The 18,245-nt window shown below is 58.7% G+C and carries 20 protein-coding genes and 1 tRNA gene; 12 read left to right on the top strand and 9 right to left on the bottom strand.

The window, feature by feature from the left end; all coding sequences use genetic code 11:
* Both ACFE0K_RS02960 and ACFE0K_RS02965 read left to right on the top strand, forming a co-directional pair.
* Window positions 1-367: hypothetical protein (locus ACFE0K_RS02960; RefSeq protein ID WP_434534648.1), on the top strand; the 367-nt coding region annotated here is incomplete at its 5' end.
* A gap of 182 nt (window positions 368-549) precedes the next feature.
* Entirely contained in the window at window positions 550-888 is a 339-nt protein-coding gene (locus tag ACFE0K_RS02965) for a hypothetical protein (RefSeq protein WP_434534649.1), read from the top strand.
* A 1,047-nt stretch (window positions 889-1,935) separates the two neighbouring features.
* Here the strand turns inward: ACFE0K_RS02965 and ACFE0K_RS02970 are convergent.
* A tRNA-Met gene (locus ACFE0K_RS02970) sits at window positions 1,936-2,012 on the bottom strand.
* A 215-nt stretch (window positions 2,013-2,227) separates the two neighbouring features.
* Between ACFE0K_RS02970 and iscR the strand changes: the two genes are divergently transcribed.
* The 4 genes from iscR to ACFE0K_RS02990 all read left to right on the top strand — a co-directional run bounded on the left by iscR (window position 2,228) and on the right by ACFE0K_RS02990 (window position 5,523).
* Complete coding sequence (gene iscR / locus ACFE0K_RS02975; RefSeq protein WP_035249113.1) at window positions 2,228-2,692, top strand: Fe-S cluster assembly transcriptional regulator IscR; 465 nt, start codon at window positions 2,228-2,230, stop codon at window positions 2,690-2,692.
* Window positions 2,693-2,829: 137 nt separating this feature from the next.
* Window positions 2,830-3,972 (top strand): IscS subfamily cysteine desulfurase, encoded by a 1,143-nt coding sequence (locus ACFE0K_RS02980; RefSeq protein WP_434534650.1) that lies wholly within the window; start codon window positions 2,830-2,832, stop codon window positions 3,970-3,972.
* Between the two features lie 102 nt (window positions 3,973-4,074).
* Window positions 4,075-4,641, top strand: a complete 567-nt coding sequence (locus tag ACFE0K_RS02985) for a heme NO-binding domain-containing protein (protein WP_434534651.1) — start codon at window positions 4,075-4,077, stop codon at window positions 4,639-4,641.
* A 318-nt stretch (window positions 4,642-4,959) separates the two neighbouring features.
* Window positions 4,960-5,523 carry a heme NO-binding domain-containing protein gene (locus ACFE0K_RS02990; RefSeq protein ID WP_434534652.1) on the top strand — a complete coding sequence of 188 codons (564 nt, stop codon included), beginning with the start codon at window positions 4,960-4,962 and terminating at the stop codon, window positions 5,521-5,523.
* A 156-nt stretch (window positions 5,524-5,679) separates the two neighbouring features.
* On the opposite strand, the gene ACFE0K_RS02995 is transcribed toward ACFE0K_RS02990, so the two are convergent.
* The 8 genes from ACFE0K_RS02995 to sufB all read right to left on the bottom strand — a co-directional run bounded on the left by ACFE0K_RS02995 (window position 5,680) and on the right by sufB (window position 12,053).
* Window positions 5,680-6,126 (bottom strand): SufE family protein, encoded by a 447-nt coding sequence (locus tag ACFE0K_RS02995; protein ID WP_434534653.1) that lies wholly within the window; start codon window positions 6,124-6,126, stop codon window positions 5,680-5,682.
* A gap of 98 nt (window positions 6,127-6,224) precedes the next feature.
* Complete coding sequence (gene sufT, locus ACFE0K_RS03000) at window positions 6,225-6,770, bottom strand: putative Fe-S cluster assembly protein SufT (RefSeq protein WP_434534654.1); 546 nt, start codon at window positions 6,768-6,770, stop codon at window positions 6,225-6,227.
* Window position 6,771: 1 nt separating this feature from the next.
* On the bottom strand, window positions 6,772-7,131 hold the full coding sequence (locus ACFE0K_RS03005) for a HesB/IscA family protein (protein ID WP_434534655.1): 360 nt from the start codon (window positions 7,129-7,131) through the stop codon (window positions 6,772-6,774).
* Window positions 7,132-7,280: 149 nt separating this feature from the next.
* Window positions 7,281-8,495: an aminotransferase class V-fold PLP-dependent enzyme gene (locus ACFE0K_RS03010; protein ID WP_434534656.1), complete on the bottom strand. Its 1,215-nt coding sequence runs from the start codon at window positions 8,493-8,495 to the stop codon at window positions 7,281-7,283.
* Entirely contained in the window at window positions 8,495-9,721 is a 1,227-nt protein-coding gene (sufD, locus tag ACFE0K_RS03015) for a Fe-S cluster assembly protein SufD (RefSeq protein WP_434534657.1), read from the bottom strand. The genes ACFE0K_RS03010 and sufD overlap by 1 nt, the downstream gene beginning before the upstream one ends.
* Complete coding sequence (locus tag ACFE0K_RS03020) at window positions 9,718-9,840, bottom strand: hypothetical protein (protein WP_434534658.1); 123 nt, start codon at window positions 9,838-9,840, stop codon at window positions 9,718-9,720. The genes sufD and ACFE0K_RS03020 overlap by 4 nt, the downstream gene beginning before the upstream one ends.
* 3 nt (window positions 9,841-9,843) lie before the next feature.
* Window positions 9,844-10,473: a Fe-S cluster assembly ATPase SufC gene (gene sufC, locus ACFE0K_RS03025; RefSeq protein ID WP_434534659.1), complete on the bottom strand. Its 630-nt coding sequence runs from the start codon at window positions 10,471-10,473 to the stop codon at window positions 9,844-9,846.
* A 140-nt stretch (window positions 10,474-10,613) separates the two neighbouring features.
* On the bottom strand, window positions 10,614-12,053 hold the full coding sequence (sufB, locus tag ACFE0K_RS03030; RefSeq protein ID WP_035249097.1) for a Fe-S cluster assembly protein SufB: 1,440 nt from the start codon (window positions 12,051-12,053) through the stop codon (window positions 10,614-10,616).
* A 310-nt stretch (window positions 12,054-12,363) separates the two neighbouring features.
* Here sufB and ndk point away from each other — a divergent pair, with 310 nt between their 5' ends.
* The 6 genes from ndk to hisS all read left to right on the top strand — a co-directional run bounded on the left by ndk (window position 12,364) and on the right by hisS (window position 18,213).
* On the top strand, window positions 12,364-12,795 hold the full coding sequence (gene ndk, locus ACFE0K_RS03035) for a nucleoside-diphosphate kinase (RefSeq protein ID WP_297770668.1): 432 nt from the start codon (window positions 12,364-12,366) through the stop codon (window positions 12,793-12,795).
* A gap of 85 nt (window positions 12,796-12,880) precedes the next feature.
* Window positions 12,881-14,026: a 23S rRNA (adenine(2503)-C(2))-methyltransferase RlmN gene (gene rlmN / locus ACFE0K_RS03040; protein ID WP_434534660.1), complete on the top strand. Its 1,146-nt coding sequence runs from the start codon at window positions 12,881-12,883 to the stop codon at window positions 14,024-14,026.
* On the top strand, window positions 14,023-14,805 hold the full coding sequence (gene pilW, locus ACFE0K_RS03045) for a type IV pilus biogenesis/stability protein PilW (protein WP_434534661.1): 783 nt from the start codon (window positions 14,023-14,025) through the stop codon (window positions 14,803-14,805). Before rlmN ends, pilW begins: the two co-directional genes overlap by 4 nt.
* Window positions 14,802-15,707 (top strand): RodZ domain-containing protein, encoded by a 906-nt coding sequence (locus tag ACFE0K_RS03050; protein ID WP_434534662.1) that lies wholly within the window; start codon window positions 14,802-14,804, stop codon window positions 15,705-15,707. The genes pilW and ACFE0K_RS03050 overlap by 4 nt, the downstream gene beginning before the upstream one ends.
* A gap of 21 nt (window positions 15,708-15,728) precedes the next feature.
* Window positions 15,729-16,847, top strand: a complete 1,119-nt coding sequence (gene ispG, locus ACFE0K_RS03055) for a flavodoxin-dependent (E)-4-hydroxy-3-methylbut-2-enyl-diphosphate synthase (protein WP_434534663.1) — start codon at window positions 15,729-15,731, stop codon at window positions 16,845-16,847.
* A gap of 97 nt (window positions 16,848-16,944) precedes the next feature.
* Window positions 16,945-18,213 (top strand): histidine--tRNA ligase, encoded by a 1,269-nt coding sequence (gene hisS / locus ACFE0K_RS03060; protein ID WP_434534664.1) that lies wholly within the window; start codon window positions 16,945-16,947, stop codon window positions 18,211-18,213.
* Window positions 18,214-18,245: the final 32 nt, after the last annotated feature.

Raw genomic sequence — 18,245 nt, forward strand, 5'->3', positions numbered from 1 at the left:
GCTTCCGATCGGTGCCGTCTGGTTCCCCCTGCACCGCGACACCTTCTCCGTCGGCGTGGAAGGCGGCGCTGTGTGGCTGGGTGACTACGGCGACGGCAATGAAGTCGATATCTCCGGCATCGAAGCCGCCGCCATCGGCAAGGCCCGCATCGCCACCGGCACCGACCTGTTCCTGCGCGCCGGCGCCCTGCGCTGGGACGCGGAATTCGACCATGGCAGCGACGAAGACGGCACCGATGGCTTCTGGGGCGTTGGCTTCAGCTACGGCCTCGACAACCTGAAATTCCGCGGCAGTGTAGATCGCTATTCATTGGATGACGTGGATGTGGAGGCGTATACGCTGGGGTTGGAGTATCGGTTTAATTGATTGGTCGTTGGCGCGCGGTACTGTTGAGGTGGCCACTTCGGTGGCAATGGGTGAGACCTGCCTCCCCTCCGGATCTCACTGACGCCCGCCATCTAGACATCTTTGGATGGTGTATAGTTTGATTAAGAGGCATTCGTTTTTCTCGGTTACTCTTAAAATGATCAGGTGTATAGGAGATAGGGATGGTTGTTAAGGTCGGGAAAATAACCGCAGATCAGTGCGGGATAGGCTTATCAGTTAGAGGAGGCGGAAATGTTGAGGTAGATGCCGTGGAGGCTACCAACACTGGCATTGCTGTTCATATTGCCCAGGAGCCAAGCCTCATCTCCCGGTTGGGCCTACCTGCCGATACGGACCCTGCGGCGGTGAGAGGTTTATTGGAGACCCTACTGGATTTGGAGCCTGCTGAAAGAGAGGGCGCGCTCAAGAAATCGCCACTTTGGAGCAGTATTTCCGGTGCCGGTCTCTCTGCTGCTTCTTTTGTATCGAATCTTCTTACTATCTATAAGAGTTTCGAATAACGTTTCCTTACCGACGCGTAATAAAAAAAGAGTTTCTAACCCTTTTTCTTTATCTGGTAGTAAGGGGTGGACCTGCCAAAATAAAGGGCATCCACGATTTGGCCGATTTCCTTCGAGATTGAATGGCCCCGTATCATAAAGGCGAGGTCTTTCTTTAGTAAATTTATGAGTGTCCCAGGTTACGGCAAGCGTTATCTCGTATGAAGACTCCACGAACTAAGGAAGAGTTTCTAGTTTGGCCGCCCTTGGCGGGGCTTTCTGCCGTAGTAGTGGCGCCTACAGTGATCGATTCCGTTCGCCTTTTGCATTCGTATATCCCGGAATTAGATGGCGCATCTGTTTTGTCGGTCTATATTTTCTCAGCCGGTATGGGGGTTGGGCTTTCCCTTAAGCTCCATGGAAAATATTGGTTGGGTTTCGGGTGGTTGGCGTTTCTTAGCTACTTGATTGTCCAGGCTATGAGGGTATTTCCTGAAGCCCCAGTCCAGAAGTATACGTTTGTGTTATTTGGCAGCTTAGCCCTGATGTTCTCGTTGCTTTCTACAATTCTTTATGTCAAGCGAAAAACCGTTCATGTAGAGAGCGACATAACCAGGCAACGCAGGTAGAGGGTGCGCCAGGAGCGCCGCTGTTTGCAGATTTAATATTGACCACAAAAACTTTTAGTAATTGCTTTTAAAGAAGGCTTTGTGACTCTCTTCAGTGCTCTTGTCGGGATAGTTGGCGGGGTTCTTCCAGTCATAGTCTCGGGAGAACTCGGGGTTAGATCTTGAGCCGTGCGTTTTTAGGCGGGTATTTTTAGGCGTCGGCCAGCGGGTTCTATACTGTTTAAAGTTACTTATATATGAGTAAAAAGGGCCTATTCCGTGGCTATTTACTCATATTTGAGTAAAACCATTTAAGAGAAAATGAGCGTTGCTGTTGAAGAATTTTGGTGAGCACCCTGGGAAATGGTGTTTAGGGTTTTGCGCCGCTCGCTAAGCAAGGACTGATCCTGCTGAACAAAAAAGGGGCCTGACGTTTCCGTCAGGCCCCTTTTTCTTTATCTGGTAGCAAGGGGCGGACTTGAACCGCCGACCCCAGCATTATGAGTGCTGTGCTCTAACCAGCTGAGCTACCTTGCCATTTGAGGTCGCGAATTTTCCGCGAGGGAGGGGTGGGTGTCAAGCGCTGGGTGCCTTTGTGGGCAATGTTTGATCAGTTGTTGGCAGAGAAAGGGGATATCTGCCATAGTTGCACATCAAATGAAAATGATTCTTAATTGTAAGTCGTTAATACTTGACCAAATTGCTCAGGATTACTACGCTTCACGTCAAATACACGCAATAAGGGTGTGGATATGCGGTTGACTACAAAAGGTCGCTACGCGGTGACGGCGATGCTGGATCTGGCATTGCATGCGGCCACGGGCCCGGTGTCGCTGGCGGATATTTCCGATCGTCAGGGTATATCCATTTCCTATCTGGAGCAGTTGTTCGCCAAGTTGCGCCGTAATGGCCTGGTGAACAGCGTACGCGGGCCGGGCGGGGGCTATCAGCTCAGCCGGGCCAGCGACGATATTGATGTGGCAGCGGTGATTGCGGCGGTGGACGAGTCGGTGGATGCCACCCGTTGCGGCGGCCACGGGGATTGCCAGGAAGGCGATACCTGCCTGACCCACCACCTGTGGTGCGATCTGTCGGACCAGATACAGGCCTTTCTGGGCGGTATTTCCCTGGGGGAGCTGGTGGCTCGCCAGGAAGTGAAGCAGGTGGCCCAGCGTCAGGACCGTCAGCATCAGCGTCTGCCCGTCAGTAGTCTGTAAACTGCTTCTGAATCCTCATCGTCAGCCTTTGCCGGCACCGCACACGCTTTGCCCGGCAGCCACGATGACGGTGTGGATTCAGGTATAATCTCCTCTCTGTTTTTTCGCCAACCTCAATCGCCACAAGCCAAGTCGCCATGAGCCAAGCCGTCTATCTCGACTACGCGGCAACTACCCCGGTAGACCCGGCGGTGGTTGATGTGATGGTCCGTCATCTCGGTCCCGAAGGGACATTCGCCAACCCGGCCTCGCGCAGCCACCTTTATGGCTGGCTGGCAGAGGAAGCGGTGGAATCTGCTCGCCGTCAGGTGGCGGATCTGCTGCAGGCGGATCCGCGGGAGATTGTCTGGACCAGCGGTGCCACCGAGGCCAACAACCTGGCCATCAAGGGCGTGATCGAAGCCCGTGGCGGTGGCCATGTGATTACCAGTGCCACCGAACACAAGGCGGTGCTGGATGCCTGTGGCTGGCTGGAAAAGCAGGGCCACCCGGTGACCTACCTGCAACCCGCTGCGGATGGCCGTATCGACCCGCAGAGTGTGGCCGAGGCGCTCCGTGAGGACACCGTGCTGGTGAGTGTGATGCACGCCAACAACGAGACCGGGGTAATCAACGATATCGCCGCCATCGGCGCCCTGTGCCGCGAGAACGGTGTGTTGTTCCATACCGATGCGGCCCAGAGTGTGGGTAAGCTGGACCTGAATGTGCAGGCGCTGCAGGTGGATCTGTTGTCCGTGTGCGCGCACAAGATTTATGGGCCCAAGGGCATTGGTGCGCTATATGTGCGTCGCTCGCCGGATGTGAAGGTGGCGGCCCAGATCCATGGTGGTGGCCACGAGCGGGGCATGCGCTCCGGTACCCTGGCGACCCACCAGATCGTCGGCATGGGCGAAGCGGTTGCCCTGGCGGCCCGTTTGCGGGATGAGGAAGGCCCGCGTATTGCCGGGCTGCGTGATCGTTTGTGGCAGGGCATCAGCCAGCTGGATGGGGTGAGCATCAATGGTGAGGGTGCGCCACGTTTGCCGGGGCATCTCAATGTGGCTTTTGCCGGCGTGGATGGAGAAATGCTGCTGACTGCCATGAATCAGGCGGCGGTATCCTCCGGCTCTGCCTGTACCTCTGCGTCCCTGGAGCCTTCCTATGTGCTCAAGGCCATGGGCGTAGCGGATGAGCTGGCCCATGGTTCCATTCGTTTTTCGGTGGGTCGTTTTACCTCTGAAGCGGAGATCGACCGGGTGATCGACAATGTGACTGAGGTCATCCAGCGACTGCGAAAGTAGCCAGCAAGCCGAACCAGCGGCCTTTTGGGTGGGCTGAGCGGCTTTCAGCGGGTTGAGAGCTCCCTGCTATGGTGGATACTCACCTGAATGGGAGGGAGCTCCATGCACGGCGTCATTATTTCCAACCTGAAAAAATACGTGGAAGAAAAACTGGGCGAGGACGCCTGGGACACTCTGCGTGACAAGGCCGGGCTGACCGGCAAGGCCTTTATTCCTATCAGCATGTACCCGGACAGTGATCTTGAGGATCTTCTGGCGGCGGCGGTGGAGGTCACCGGCCAAGGCCGCGACGAGATACTCAAGGATTTCGGTGCCTGGGTGATTCCCCCGTTGATGAAAATGTACCGTTCCTTTATCCCCGAGGACTGGGATGCGGTGACCTTCCTGAAAAACATCGATGACCGGATTCACGAGCGGGTGGTGCGCATGAAAGATGCCAACGCCAAGCCGCCGCATATCAATGTGTCGGAAATTTCCCCGGGGCTGCTGGAGGTTGAGGATCAGTCGCACCGGGATATGAGTTATCTGGCGCTGGGCTGTGTCTATGGTGTGGCCGACTATTATGGCCAGAAGGCGGCGCTGATGGAGGAGAAGCGGGTGGTGGGCACCCACAGGGCTTTCATCATGCGCATATCCGCCGGTGAGCAGGTGCAACGGGATGCAGTCTGAATGGTGCTGAGCTAACCGGCGCTCGCCCGGTTAAGCCTGTGATATTCAGGCGTGATCTGATTTTCGGTTCGCAATGACTGCCGCCATTCCTTGGCGGCGGCTTACTTTTTGTTGGGGCTTTACCTCACCCCATATGTCTTTCCCGCCAGGGTGATAAATCGCGCAAAAAAAGAAAAATGTGACCGGCTATGTCACCTGGCTGTGAGCGGGTAGACATTCGCCGGGCCAGTGGTGGTGCGGGCTGGTTGGACGGTCGTGCATGCGGCACAGCTCTTGCTGTTGTAGAAGGAGAAGGAGAGCTGGCTCGGGAGTAGTGACATGCATGGCGTGATCGTGACCAATTTCAAGCGGTATCTGGATGAGTTCATCGGCACCGACGCCTGGGGAGAAGTGGTCTCCACGGCGGGGTTGCAAGGCAAGACCTACCTGCCGGTGGCACTGTATCCGGATGAGGAAATGGAAGCGCTGTTGCGGGCGGCGGAATCTGCCACGGGCCTGCGCCGGGATGATCTGCTGGCGGATTTCGGTGAGTGGGTGATCGGCCCGCTGATTACGATGTACCAGCCGATGATTCCTGCGGGCTGGGATGCCATGACATTTCTGCTGAACATGCAGCAGATCCACGAACGCATTCTGCGCCTGAAGGACCCGGCGGCGACGGCACCGAATATTGCGGTGCACAAGCGCGGCGACGATACCCTGGAAATCCACTACCGCTCCCATCGCAATATGGCGGCGATGATTCATGGCTCGGTGAAGGGGGTTGCCGCCTATTTCAATGAAACCGCCAGCCTGCTTGGCTCGGAAGCGGGTGAGGGTGGGGAGCAGCGGTTTGTGTTCCATATCCAGCCGAACAAGACGCAAGCAAGAGAGGCGGTGTAAGGCGGCGGAGGTGGTTGCTGCACCGTCTTCTCGGACGTTCAGAATACAGTCAAAATCGATTTACCACAGAGGGCACAGGGTTCACTGAGGATAAACACTCTTTCTCTGTGAGCTCTGTGCCCTCTGTGGTGAAAATGCTTTTTGCGTAGCGGGAGGCTAGGCAGTCAGTGCCTGGGCTTGCTGCTTGATCTTGCCGACCATGGCGCGCAGGCCGTTGCCGCGAGTGGGGCTCAGGTGGTTGAGCAGGTCGATGCGATCGAAGAAGGCGTCCATATCGTAATCGTGGATGGCCTGGGGGGACTGGCGGTTCAGGGCGGCCAGTACGATGGCGGCCAGGCCCTTGACGATCAGGGCGTCGGAATCCACCGCCATGTACAGGGTGTCAGCGTCGCTGTCGTAGTCGGTTTCCAGCCACACCTGGCTCTGGCAGCCGCGCACGAAACGGTCTTCGGTTTTCAGTTCATCGGGCAGCTCGGGCAGTTGCTTGCCCAGGTCGATGATATAGCGATAGCGTTCTTCCCAGTCATCCAGGAATTCCAGGTCTTCACTGATGTCCTCGGCGGTAATCTTTTCGCCCAGGGTGATGCTGTGGATATCGAACACTACGCTTACACTCCAGAGATAGCTGTAAGCTACAAGGTTCAAGCCGCAAGCTAAACCCGGGTTTCCCCTTGTAGCTTGAAGCTTGTGGCTTGCAGCTTCTAAAACATTCCCAGCTCGAGTTGAGCCTCTTCACTCATCATATCGCGGTTCCAGGCCGGGTCGAAGACCAGGGCCACTTCCACCTTGTCCACGTTGGGCACCTTGCCGAGCCGGTCTTCCACATCGCCCACCAGGACCGGGCCCATGCCGCAGTTGGGGGCGGTGAGGGTCATGCGCACCTGCACCACGTTTTCGCCATCGCGCTGGATCACATCGCAGCCGTAGACCAGGCCCAGCTCCTTGATGCTGACTGGAATCTCCGGGTCGAAGATGGTTTGCAGGGTGTTGTCCAGATCGTCCTGGCGCACGCTGCCGTCTTCGTTGGCGGGCGCGAAGTCCAGCTTCAGCGGTTCCTGGCCAATGGCGTCCGCGTCGGTGCCGTCGATGCGTGCCATGTTGCCATTGATGGTCACCGTGTAGGTGCCGCCGAGGGCCTGGCGCAGATTCACGAAGCTGTTCTTGGGGATGGTGATGCGGGTGCCGTCCGGCACCTTGCGGGCCGGCACGTCACGCTGGACGACGACGGTTCTCTGTTCTTGCGCCAACTCAGACCTCGTCTACGGTAAAGCTCTCGCCGCAGCCGCACTCACCGGTGGCGTTGGGATTGCGGAACTTGAACAGGCTGTTGACGCCCTCGGTGACGTAATCGATGACCAGGCCATTGAGCATGGGCAGCCATTTTTCCGGCACGTACAGGTTGACGCCGTCGATCTCGAACAGCTTGTCGCCGTCTTTGGGTTCTTCCACAAAATCCAGGGTGTACATGAACCCGGAGCAGCCGGATTCGTCCAGGTCCAGACGGATGCCGGTGGCACTGGCTCGCTGGATTTCCCGCAGGGCCTGTTGGTTGGCAGCCTCGGTCAGGTTAAGGGTGACCTGGCCGGGTTGGAATGTCTGAACTGTCATGTGTTACCTACCTTGCATTAACGCATGGTTCGTAGGGCGTCGTTGGCGTCGCGATCGTGCTTGCGATCAACGCTGGTTATCGCGCCGCCAGCGACGCTCCTACGGAAAGGTTTTCCGTGTTGCGTGCCGCGTGTTCCTTCTGGCGTCACTCAGAGAAAGGTCTTCACCTTCTCCAGCGCCTCGAACAGGCGATCCACCTCATCAAGAGTATTATAAATCGAGAATGAGGCTCTGACTGTGCCCGGAATGCCCAGGGTATCCATCAGCGGCATGGTGCAGTGATGGCCGGTGCGTACCGCCACGCCCTGCTTGTCCAGCAGCATGCCCACATCCGCCGGGTGAGCGCCTTCCAGCAGGAAGGACAGCACACTGACCTTATTGGCGGCGGTGCCGATGATTTTCAAGCCGTCGAAAGCCTCTGCCTGTTTGGTGGCGTGGACCAAGAGGGAATTCTCATGGGCTTCCAGGGCCTCACGGTCCTGCTGATTGAACCAGTCGATGGCGGCGGCCAGGCCGATAGCTCCGGCAATGTTGGGGGTGCCGGCTTCGAATTTGTAGGGCAGCTGGTTCCAGGTGCTCTTTTCGAAGCTCACCGTTTCGATCATTTCGCCGCCGGTCTGGTAGGGCGGCATGGCGTCCAGCAGCTCGCGACGGCCATAAAGCACGCCGATGCCGGTGGGGCCAAACAGCTTGTGGCCGGAAAAGGCGTAGAAATCCACGTCCAGGGCCTGTACGTCCACCGGGAAGTGAGCCACCGCCTGGGCGCCGTCGATCACGGTAATGGCGCCTGCTTCACGGGCCTTGGCGACCATCTCCTGCACCGGGTTCAGGGTGCCCAGGGCATTGCTGGCATGGCCGATGGCGAAAATCTTGGTGCGCTCGGTGAGCAGCTGGTCGAAGGCGTCCTGGTCCAGGCTGCAATCTTCGCGCAGCGGGATCACTTTCAAGGTGGCGCCGGTGGCCAGGCAGACCTGCTGCCAGGGCACGATATTGGCGTGGTGTTCGCTGGTGCTGATCAGCACCTCGTCGCCGGGCTGCAGGCGTTCACGGCCGATGCAGTGGGCAACGATGTTGATGGACTCGGTGGTGCCCTTGGTCCACAGGATTTCGTCGCGGCTGGCGTTCAGGAAGCGGGCCACGGTCTCGCGGGCACCCTCGAACTGGCCGGTGGCCAGGTCGCTGAGATGATGGGCGCCGCGGTGCACATTGGAGTTCACCGTGCGGTAGTAGTGCTCCAGCACGTTCAGTACCGCGTCCGGTTTCTGGGTGGTGGCACCGTTATCCAGATACACCAGCGGCTTGCCGTTGACCTGTTGATCCAGGATCGGGAACTGCGCGCGAAGGGCTGCCACATCAAACGTCATTACGCGGCGTCTCCTGCCGGGTTGGCATGGGTCAGTTCTGCTTCCAGCCAGGGCTGGGCCCACTCGGTCACTGCCGCGTCGGGCAGGGCCATCAGCAACTCGTTAACGAAACCCAGGCTCAGCATGCGCTTGGCTTCGGCAGCGGGGATGCCGCGCGATTGCAGGTAAAACTGCTGACCGGCATCCAACTGGCCGACGGTGGTGCCGTGGGCACACTTCACGTCGTCGTTGTAGATTTCCAGCTCCGGCTTGGTGTTGATCTCGGCACCGGGGTTGAGCAGCAGGTTCTTGTTGGACAGCTCCGCGTTGGTACCGCTGGCGCCGGGGTGAATGTGGATGCGGCCATTGAAGACCGCCTTGCCACTTTCACCGGCCAGGCCTCTGAAGTTCTGATCGGACTGGCAATTGGGCACCGCGTGTTCCACGCACAGCTGGTTGTCCACGTGGCTCTGGTCGCGAACCACGAAGATGCCTTTCATGTTCAACTCGGCACCGCTCTTGTTCACCAGCGCGCGCACGTCGTTGCGGCGCAGACGGTTGCCGGTCATCAACTGATAGCTATCTACCTTGCTGACGCCCTGCTGATCGATAATCAGGGTGCCGATGTGCAGGGTATTGGCCTGCTCTCCCTGCAACCGGTAGTGGGTCAGGGTGGCGTTGTCGGCGGTGATCAGGGCGGTGACCGCATTGGTCAGAGCCTGGCCTTCGGCGTGATAGTGCTCGATCACGGTGGCTTCGGCGCCAGTATTGAGCTTGACGATCACCCGCGGATTGCAATGACCCGGTGCCTCGCTGGCGCTCTGGATCTGCAGGTGAATCGGTTGTTCGATACGGGTATTGGCGGCCACTTCCAACACCATCGGTTGCCCGCACACTGCACCGTTATAGGCGGCAAAGGGGGTCTGCAGGCCGTTTACCACGGGCGCGTCGTGATGCAGATTGACGCCGGCGGGCAGGGTGCTGCCCTGCAGCTGGCCATTGTTGATGGTGACCACAAACTCGCTCAGTGCCGGCAGGCGCTGGCTGATCTCGCCATTGGCCACCGCGTTCAGGTGGCCGTCGGCCAGAGCCTGCAACGAGGTGTACTTCCAGCGTTCGGTCTTGCGCTCCGGGAAGCTGGCAGCCTCCAGGTCGGTCAGCGCATCGCCGTCACTACCGTGGCGGCGGGCGTTGGCCAGCGCCTGGGTTTTCAGGTCAATGGCGAGGTCGCTTGCAGAGAGTGTCATGCGGACTCCTCTTCTCCTGTGAGCCAGCCGTAGCCTTTCTTCTCCAGCTCCAGGGCCAGTTCCTTGCCGCCGGATTTGATGATCTGACCGTTGGACAGGACGTGCACAAAGTCCGGCACGATTTAGTCCAGCAGACGCTGATAGTGGGTGACCAGCACGATGCCGCGTTCCGGGCTGCGCAGGGAATTGACGCCCTTGGCCACGGTTTGCAGGGCGTCGATATCCAGGCCGGAATCGGTTTCGTCGAGCAGCGCCAGCTTCGGCTCCATCAGCAGCATCTGCATGATTTCGTTGCGCTTTTTCTCGCCGCCGGAAAAGCCTTCGTTGACGCCGCGCTTGAGGAAGCTGGCGTCCAGGTTGACCTGTTTGCAGGCGGCACGGGCCTGGCGGAGCAGGGTGACCGAATCCCACTCTTCCTTGCCTTGAGCCTTGCGAACCGATTCCAGTGCGGCCTTGAGAAATTCCATGTTGGAGACGCCGGGGATTTCCACCGGATACTGGAAGGCCAGGAACAGGCCGGCCTGGGCGCGCTCTTCCGGCTCCAGGTCTGCCAGGCTCTTGCCCTCGAACAGGGCTTCGCCGCCAGTGATGGCGTAGTTGTCACGACCGGCAAGCACATTGGCCAGGGTAGATTTGCCGGAGCCATTGGGGCCCATGATGGCGTGGACCTCGCCCGGTTTAATGGTCAGGTTCAGGCCCTTGAGAATCGGCTTGTCCGCCACGGTGGCGTGCAGATCACGAATTTCCAGCATGTTTTGATGCGCCTTTCGGTTGGGCTGGGTTCCAGCCCCGGTTAATCAGGGTGTTGCAGGAGCTATGCTTGCATGGCGAGGGGTCGCGATGGTCCGCCATGCACGCATGGCTCCTACAGTGTCATTTTCGGGGGTGAGGCTTAGCCCACGGCCCCTTCCAGGCTCACTTCCAGCAACTTGCCCGCTTCCACGGCGAATTCCATGGGCAGTTCCTTGAACACCTCTTTACAGAAGCCGTTCACGATCATGGAGACTGCTTTTTCCGGGTCGATACCGCGCTGGCGGCACAGGAACATCTGGTCGTCACTCACCTTGGAGGTGGTGGCCTCGTGCTCGATGGTGGCCGAGGGGTTCTTCGACTCGATGTACGGGAAGGTGTGCGCACCGCAGGTATCGCCCAGCAACAGGGAGTCGCACTGGGTGAAGTTGCGGGCGTTTTCTGCCCGTGGGCTGATCCGGACCAGGCCGCGGTAGCTGTTGCTGCTGCGCCCGGCGGAGATGCCCTTGGAAATAATGGTGCTCTTGGTGTTCTTGCCCAGGTGGATCATCTTGGTGCCGGTGTCCGCCTGCTGCATGTGGCGAGTCAGCGCCACGGAGTAGAACTCACCGATGCTGTTGTCACCACGCAGGATCACGGACGGATACTTCCAGGTGATGGCGGAGCCGGTTTCCACCTGGGTCCAGCTGATCTTGCTGTTGTCGTGGGCCACGCCGCGCTTGGTGACGAAGTTGTAGATGCCACCTTTGCCGTTTTCGTCGCCCGGGTACCAGTTCTGCACCGTGGAGTACTTGATCTCGGCGCCGGGCAGGGCGACCAGCTCGACGACCGCTGCGTGCAGCTGGTTCTCGTCCCGCTGGGGTGCGGTGCAGCCTTCCAGATAGCTCACATGGCTGCCTTCGTCGGCGATAATCAGGGTGCGCTCGAACTGGCCGGTGTTGGCTTCGTTGATACGGAAGTAGGTGGACAGCTCCATGGGGCAGCGCACGCCCTTGGGGATATAGACGAAGGAGCCATCAGAGAACACGGCACTGTTGAGGGCGGCATAGAAATTGTCGCCCTTGGGTACCACGCTCCCCAGGTATTTCTTGATCAGCTCCGGGTGATTTTGGATCGCCTCGGAAATGGAGCAGAAGATCACCCCGGCTTCCCACAGCTTCTCTTTGAAGGTGGTAAATACGGAGGAGGAGTCGAACACCACATCTACGGCGACACCGGCCAGCATTTCCTGCTCATGCAGGGGAATGCCCAGTTTTTCATAGGTGGCGAGCAGCTCCGGGTCCACCTCGTCCAGACTCTTCGGGGCGTCATCCAGGCTCTTGGGCTTGGAATAGTAGGACACCTTATTGAAGTCGATAGGATCGTGGTGCAGGTGGGCCCAGCCCGGGGAGGGCATTTCCTGCCATTTGCGGTAGCTGTCCAGGCGCCATTCGAGCATCCATTCGGGCTCTTCTTTCTTGGCGGACAGGAATCGGATGACTTCCTCGCTCAGCCCGGGGGGCAGGGTTTCGGTGTCCACCGTGGTGGAGAAACCGGCCTCGTAGTTGGAGCGAATCAGTTTGTCCAGTTCAGCTTGGCTCATAGGTCAGGGCCTGATGTTGAATACCAGAGTAATTTAGTCAGGTATTATACGCCATTCGTGAGCGCTGTCGACCATCGGCCGTATAGAGGCGGGCTTTCGACCGGCTCCCGGTGGCGGCAGGGCGGCAGGCCCGTGGCGGGGGCGGCAACGGTATCATAATTCGCCCTGCTTGCGTATAATCCGCCGGTTCCAAAGGGGTGGCTGTGGTTCTTGCGTTCGCAAGGTTGCCGGATTGCCCCTTCTCTGCCTGGGGGAGCTTGTTTTGGGTTCCCGGGGACCATTTAACGTAAATTCTGGAGTGAACTGACTGATGGCTGTTGAGCGCACCCTCTCTATCATCAAGCCTGATGCCGTGGCCAAGAACGTAATTGGCGACATCGTATCCCGTTTCGAGAAGGCCGACCTGAAAGTGGTTGCCATGAAAATGGTACACCTGAGCGACGAGCAGGCTGGTGGTTTCTACGCCGAGCACAAGGAGCGCCCCTTCTTCAAGGATCTGGTGTCCTTCATGACCAGCGGTCCGGTGATCGTGCAGGTTCTGGAAGGCGAAGACGCCGTGGCCAAGAACCGTGACCTGATGGGCGCTACCAACCCGAAGGATGCGGAAGCTGGAACCATTCGTGCTGATTTCGCTCAGACCATTGACGAAAACGCAGCACACGGCTCTGACTCCGCCGAGTCCGCTGCCCGTGAAGTGGCTTACTTCTTCTCCGACGAAGAACTTTGCCCGCGCACCCGCTAAAACAGCCGGTGCACTGTCTGCCACGGCCTATGCCGTGGCAGACTTGTATATAGACCGGGGCATCGCCCCAGTCCTGGAGAATGCTATGACTACCCAACAGAAGGTCAATCTGCTCGGTCTTTCCCGCCCGCAAATGGAAGAGTTCTTCCTGGAAATGGGCGAGAAGAAGTTCCGTGCCCAGCAGATACTCAAGTGGATTCACCACCATCAGGCGGATTCCTTCGAGCAAATGACCGATGTGGGCAAGGCATTGCGCCAGAAACTCTCCGAGGTGGCGGAAATCCGCGGCCCGGAAGTGGCACACGAAAGCATCAGCCGTGACGGCACCCGCAAGTGGGTGTTTGAACTGATCGGCGGAGGCTCTGTAGAAACCGTTTTTATTCCTGATGGTCGCCGCGGCACCTTGTGCGTGTCGTCCCAGGTAGGCTGTGCCGTGGATTGCAGCTTTTGCTCCACGGGTAAGCAGGGTTTCCAGCGTGACATGACCAGCGCCGAGATCATCGGCCAGGTATGGCAAGCCAGCCGTGCCTTTGGTCCCCGTCGCAATCTTGGCGAACATCCCATCACCAATGTGGTGATGATGGGTATGGGCGAGCCCATGCTCAATTATGACAATGTGCTCACCGCCATGCGCATCATGAAAGATGACCTGGGTTACGGTATCGGCAAGAAGCGCATTACCCTGTCCACCTCCGGCCATATTCCGAGGATGGATCAGCTCAGCCAGGATCTGGATGTGTCGCTGGCGGTAAGCCTGCACGCGCCCAATGACGAGCTGCGTAACGAACTGGTGCCGCTGAATCGCAAGTACCCGCTGAAAGAGCTGATGGCGGCGTGCAAGCGCTACAGCGACAACATCACCCACCGTCACAACACCATTACCATGGAATACGTGATGCTGCGTGATGTGAACGACAAACCGGAACATGCCCGTCAGCTGGTCAAGCTGCTTAACGGCATCCCGGTGAAGGTCAATCTGATCCCGTTCAATCCTTTTCCGCATGCCGGTTATGAACGGTCACGTAAAAGCGATATTCTGGAATTTCATAAGTACCTGAATGACAATGGATTGATGACCACCGTTAGGACGACGCGCGGTGATGATATTGATGCCGCCTGTGGTCAGCTGGTGGGGCAGGTGCAAGATCGGACCCGGCGCAGTGAGCGCTGGAAGCAATCCATTTTTCATCGCTCTGAACAAACCGATAACAACACAGCGCAAGCGCAATGAGACGTTTTTTTCGGGTTTTTCCAGGTCTGCTGATCGCAGGCCTGTTGGCCACCGGGTGTGTGACGGTGGATTCGGGGCAACGGGAGGTCAAAGTGGACGATGCGGTAACCAGCCGTGTTGCCGCAGGCCTACAGTACATGCAGCAGGGCAACCCTTCCGAGGCGCGCCGGCATTTCTCCCGGGCTCTTGCTCACAACGACGACAGCGCGGTGGCGCACAACGCCATGGCGCTGCTGTACAAATACGAAAATGACCCCGAGCGGGAAGAATTCCATTACAAAAAAGCGTTACGGGCAGATCGCAATTACGCCCCGGCGCTGAATAATTACGGCACCATGCTTTACAGTCGCGGTGCTTACCAGGACGCACTGGAAAAATTCGAGCGCGCTGCCAATGATCCGTCCTATCAGGGCCGTGGCAGTGCCTGGGCCAATATGGGCCGGTGTTATCGCCAGTTGGGCAATGATGAGGCTGCGGAAAAGGCCTTTGTCAAAGCGATTCGTCTCGACCCCAGGGCCGTAACGCCGAATCTGGAGCTGGCCGAACTGTATCAGCGGCAAGAGCGCATGCGACTTGCCTGGGATTACTACCAGCAATATCTCCAGCGTAGTGGTCGACAGAGTGCCCGGTCCCTGTGGCTCGGTATCCGTCTGGCCAGTGAGCTGGGTTATGACGATCAGCAGTCCAGCTATGAGTTGGCACTGGAAAACATGCATCGCCGCTCCGGAGAATACCGCGAGTGGCAGAATTGGAAAGCCTCTCAGGAGAGCGGGAAATGAGCGATAACATGGTCGTGCTACCGGGTGAACGTTGTCGCAAAGCCCGTGAGGCACTGGGGTGGACCCCTGCCGAAGCGGCGAAGAAGATGCATCTCTCCCAGAGCTACCTGGTAGCCCTGGAAGCGGATGACTACGAGCGTTTGCCTGAGGCAACCTTCGTTAAGGGTTACCTGAAGAATTACGCAAAGCTACTGGGCCTACCGGCGGATGAAATCGCCAACACCTTCCAGCAGATGGTGAACGACGATGCGTTCGACAAGCCGTTGGATCTGCCGAAAATGGCGCCGCCGCCGTCCGTGTGGCGCAAGCCGTTATTGGCGGTGGTGGCCCTGCTGGTTGTGGTGGCGCTGCTGATCTGGCTGTGGCCTGAAGAAGAAGCGCTGGCGCCGCTGTCCAGCTCCGGCATGAATGCTCCCGAGGAGCGCGTTTCTCTGCAGGCTGATGAAGAGGTCGGCGGCGAAACTGGCCCTTTTCCCGGTGAGCCGTCACAGGCGCCAGAGCAGGGCGCCGGTGACGAGCTATCCCCACAGTCCCTTGACGATATTGGCAACGACGCCCAGCCTGAAGATACCGGGGCTGCGGCAGACGGTGAGAGTGCAGAGAGCGCCGAAAGTGTAGACAGCAGCGACGAGCCGGCCCCGAACATGCTGGCCGAAAACGGTCTGGATCGCCTGCTGATGGCCTTTTCCGGCAACTGCTGGATCAGCGTCAAGGACGCCACTGGCCGCACTTTGCGCCAGGGCGAACAGCAGGGCGGCGCCTCGCTGCAGCTGGATGGCAAAGCGCCGTTCAGTCTGACTCTGGGCGATGCCGGTGCCGTTGATGAATTGATCCTCAATGGCGAGGTTGTCACCTTGCCGACGAATTCCCCCGGTACAGTTGTGCGAGTCTCCATTCCCTGATTCGCGAGGGTAGAAAACACCATGGAACCGGAAGTCAAAATCCAGCGCCGCAAGACCCGGCAGATTTTTGTCGGCAATGTCCCCGTGGGCGGCGATGCGCCCATCTCCGTGCAAAGCATGACCAATACCGAAACCTGCGACGTGGACGCCACGGTTGGCCAGATTCGCCGTTTGCAGGATGCCGGTGTGGATATCGTGCGCGTCTCGGTGCCCAGCATGGACGCCGCCGACGCCTTCGGAAAGATTCGTCAGCAGGTGGATGTACCGCTGGTGGCGGATATCCACTATGACTACAAGATTGCTCTGGCTGTGGCAGAGCGTGGCGTGGATTGCCTGCGTATCAACCCGGGCAATATCGGCCGCGAAGATCGCATCAAGGCAGTGATCCAGTGTGCCAAGGACAAGGGCATCCCGATTCGTATTGGCGTTAACGCCGGCTCCCTGGAAAAGGAGCTGCAGCGTAAATACGGTGAGCCCACGTCTGATGCGCTGGTGGAATCTGCCATGCGCCATGCGGACATCCTCGACCGCTATGATTTTCAGGACTTCAAGGTGAGCGTGAAGGCCTCCAATGTCTTCATGACCCTGCAGGCCTACCGTAAATTGTCTGCCCAGCTGGAACAGCCGTTGCACCTGGGTGTGACCGAAGCCGGTACCTTCCGCTCCGGCACGGTGAAATCCTCTGTGGCGCTGGGCGCGCTGCTGATGGAAGGCATTGGCGATACCATCCGCATTTCCCTGGCTGCCGATCCGGTGGAGGAAGTGCGCGTGGGCTTCGATATTCTGAAAAGCCTGAACCTGCGCAAGAAAGGCGTGAACATCATCGCCTGCCCGAGCTGCTCCCGGCAGAACTTCGACGTGATCAAAACCGTCAACGAGCTGGAAGCGCGCCTGGAAGATATCAACGAGTCCGTGGACCTGGCGGTCATTGGCTGCCTGGTCAACGGTCCCGGCGAAGCCCGTGAAGTGGATGTGGGCCTGACCGGGGGCACACCGAACAATCTTGCCTACCGTGACGGCGAAAAGAGCCATCACATCACCGCTGATGATCTGGTCGATGAACTGGAACGCATGGTACGGGCCAAGGTGCAGAAACAGCGCGACGACGAAGCCAGAGGCATTATCGCGCGTAGTGAATAGAAGGCGCCGGACGCCTGATGCCGGACGCGAGATGCCATAACGGCGCCAGCGTCAGGCGTCAGGCGTCTCGCGTTCGGCGTTTTTTTAAGGACATTCTGTGAGCAAGAAAATCACTTCCATCCGCGGGATGAACGACATCCTGCCGGAACAGACCGGTCTCTGGCAGTGGCTGGAAGACAAGGTGCGCGGTGTGCTGGCCAGCTACGGCTACCAGGAAATCCGCATGCCCGTGGTGGAACAGACCGATCTGTTCAAGCGCAGCATCGGCGAAGTCACCGACATCGTCGAAAAAGAGATGTACACCTTCGATGATCGTAACGGCGACAGTCTGACCCTGCGCCCGGAGGGTACCGCCAGCTGCGTGCGCGCCTGCGAGCAGCATGGCATGTTGTATAACCAGACCCAGCGACTCTGGTACACCGGCCCCATGTTTCGTCATGAGCGTCCCCAGGCTGGCCGCTATCGTCAGTTTCACCAGATTGGCGTGGAAGTCTTCGGCATCACCGGCCCGGATATCGATGCGGAAGTGATTCTGCTCACTGCCCGCCTCTGGAAAGCCCTGGGCCTGGCCGGCAAGGTCACCCTGGAGCTGAATTCCCTGGGCGACAGTGAAGATCGAGCCCGTTACCGCGACGCCCTGGTGGATTACCTCAAGACCCATTTTGAACAGCTGGACGAGGATTCGCAGAAACGCCTCGAGCGCAGCCCCCTGCGGGTGCTGGACAGCAAGGACCCGGGCACCCGCGAGGTGCTCAAGGATGCGCCACAGCTGGCGGATTACCTCAATGAAGACGCCCGCGAGCATTTTGACGGCCTGAAAGCCTTGCTCGATGCCAACGGCATTGCTTATAAAGTGAACCCCTACCTGGTGCGCGGCCTGGACTACTATGGCAAGACCGTGTTCGAGTGGACCACCGAGGCCCTCGGCGCCCAGGGCACGGTCTGTGCCGGTGGTCGCTATGATGGCCTGGTGGAGCAACTGGGCGGCAAACCGACTCCCGGGGTGGGCTTTGCCATGGGCGTGGAACGACTGATTCTGCTGATCGAGCAGGAAAAGCCGGAACTGTCAGCCGCTGTGGACGTCTATGTGATGGCCATGGGTGATGCATTGACCCCCGCCATGGCGCTGGCCGAGCAACTGCGCGATGCCATGCCCGGTCGTGGCGTTCAGCTCCATTGCGGTGGCGGAAGTTTCAAGAGCCAGATGAAAAAGGCAGACCGCAGCGGTGCAGCCGTCGCCCTGATCATGGGCGAAGATGAACTGGCCAGTGGAGTCGTCACGGTGAAGCCGTTGCGCGGCCAGGGTGAGCAGCAGCAGGTTGCACAGGGCGATGTCACCAACGCACTGATATCGTTTCTGGAATAAATGGGGAGCTTGTAGCTTGCTGCCCCCGGCGT

Origin of the sequence: Alcanivorax sp. (genome assembly GCF_051117345.1) — a bacterium.
Classification (GTDB): domain Bacteria; phylum Pseudomonadota; class Gammaproteobacteria; order Pseudomonadales; family Alcanivoracaceae; genus Alcanivorax.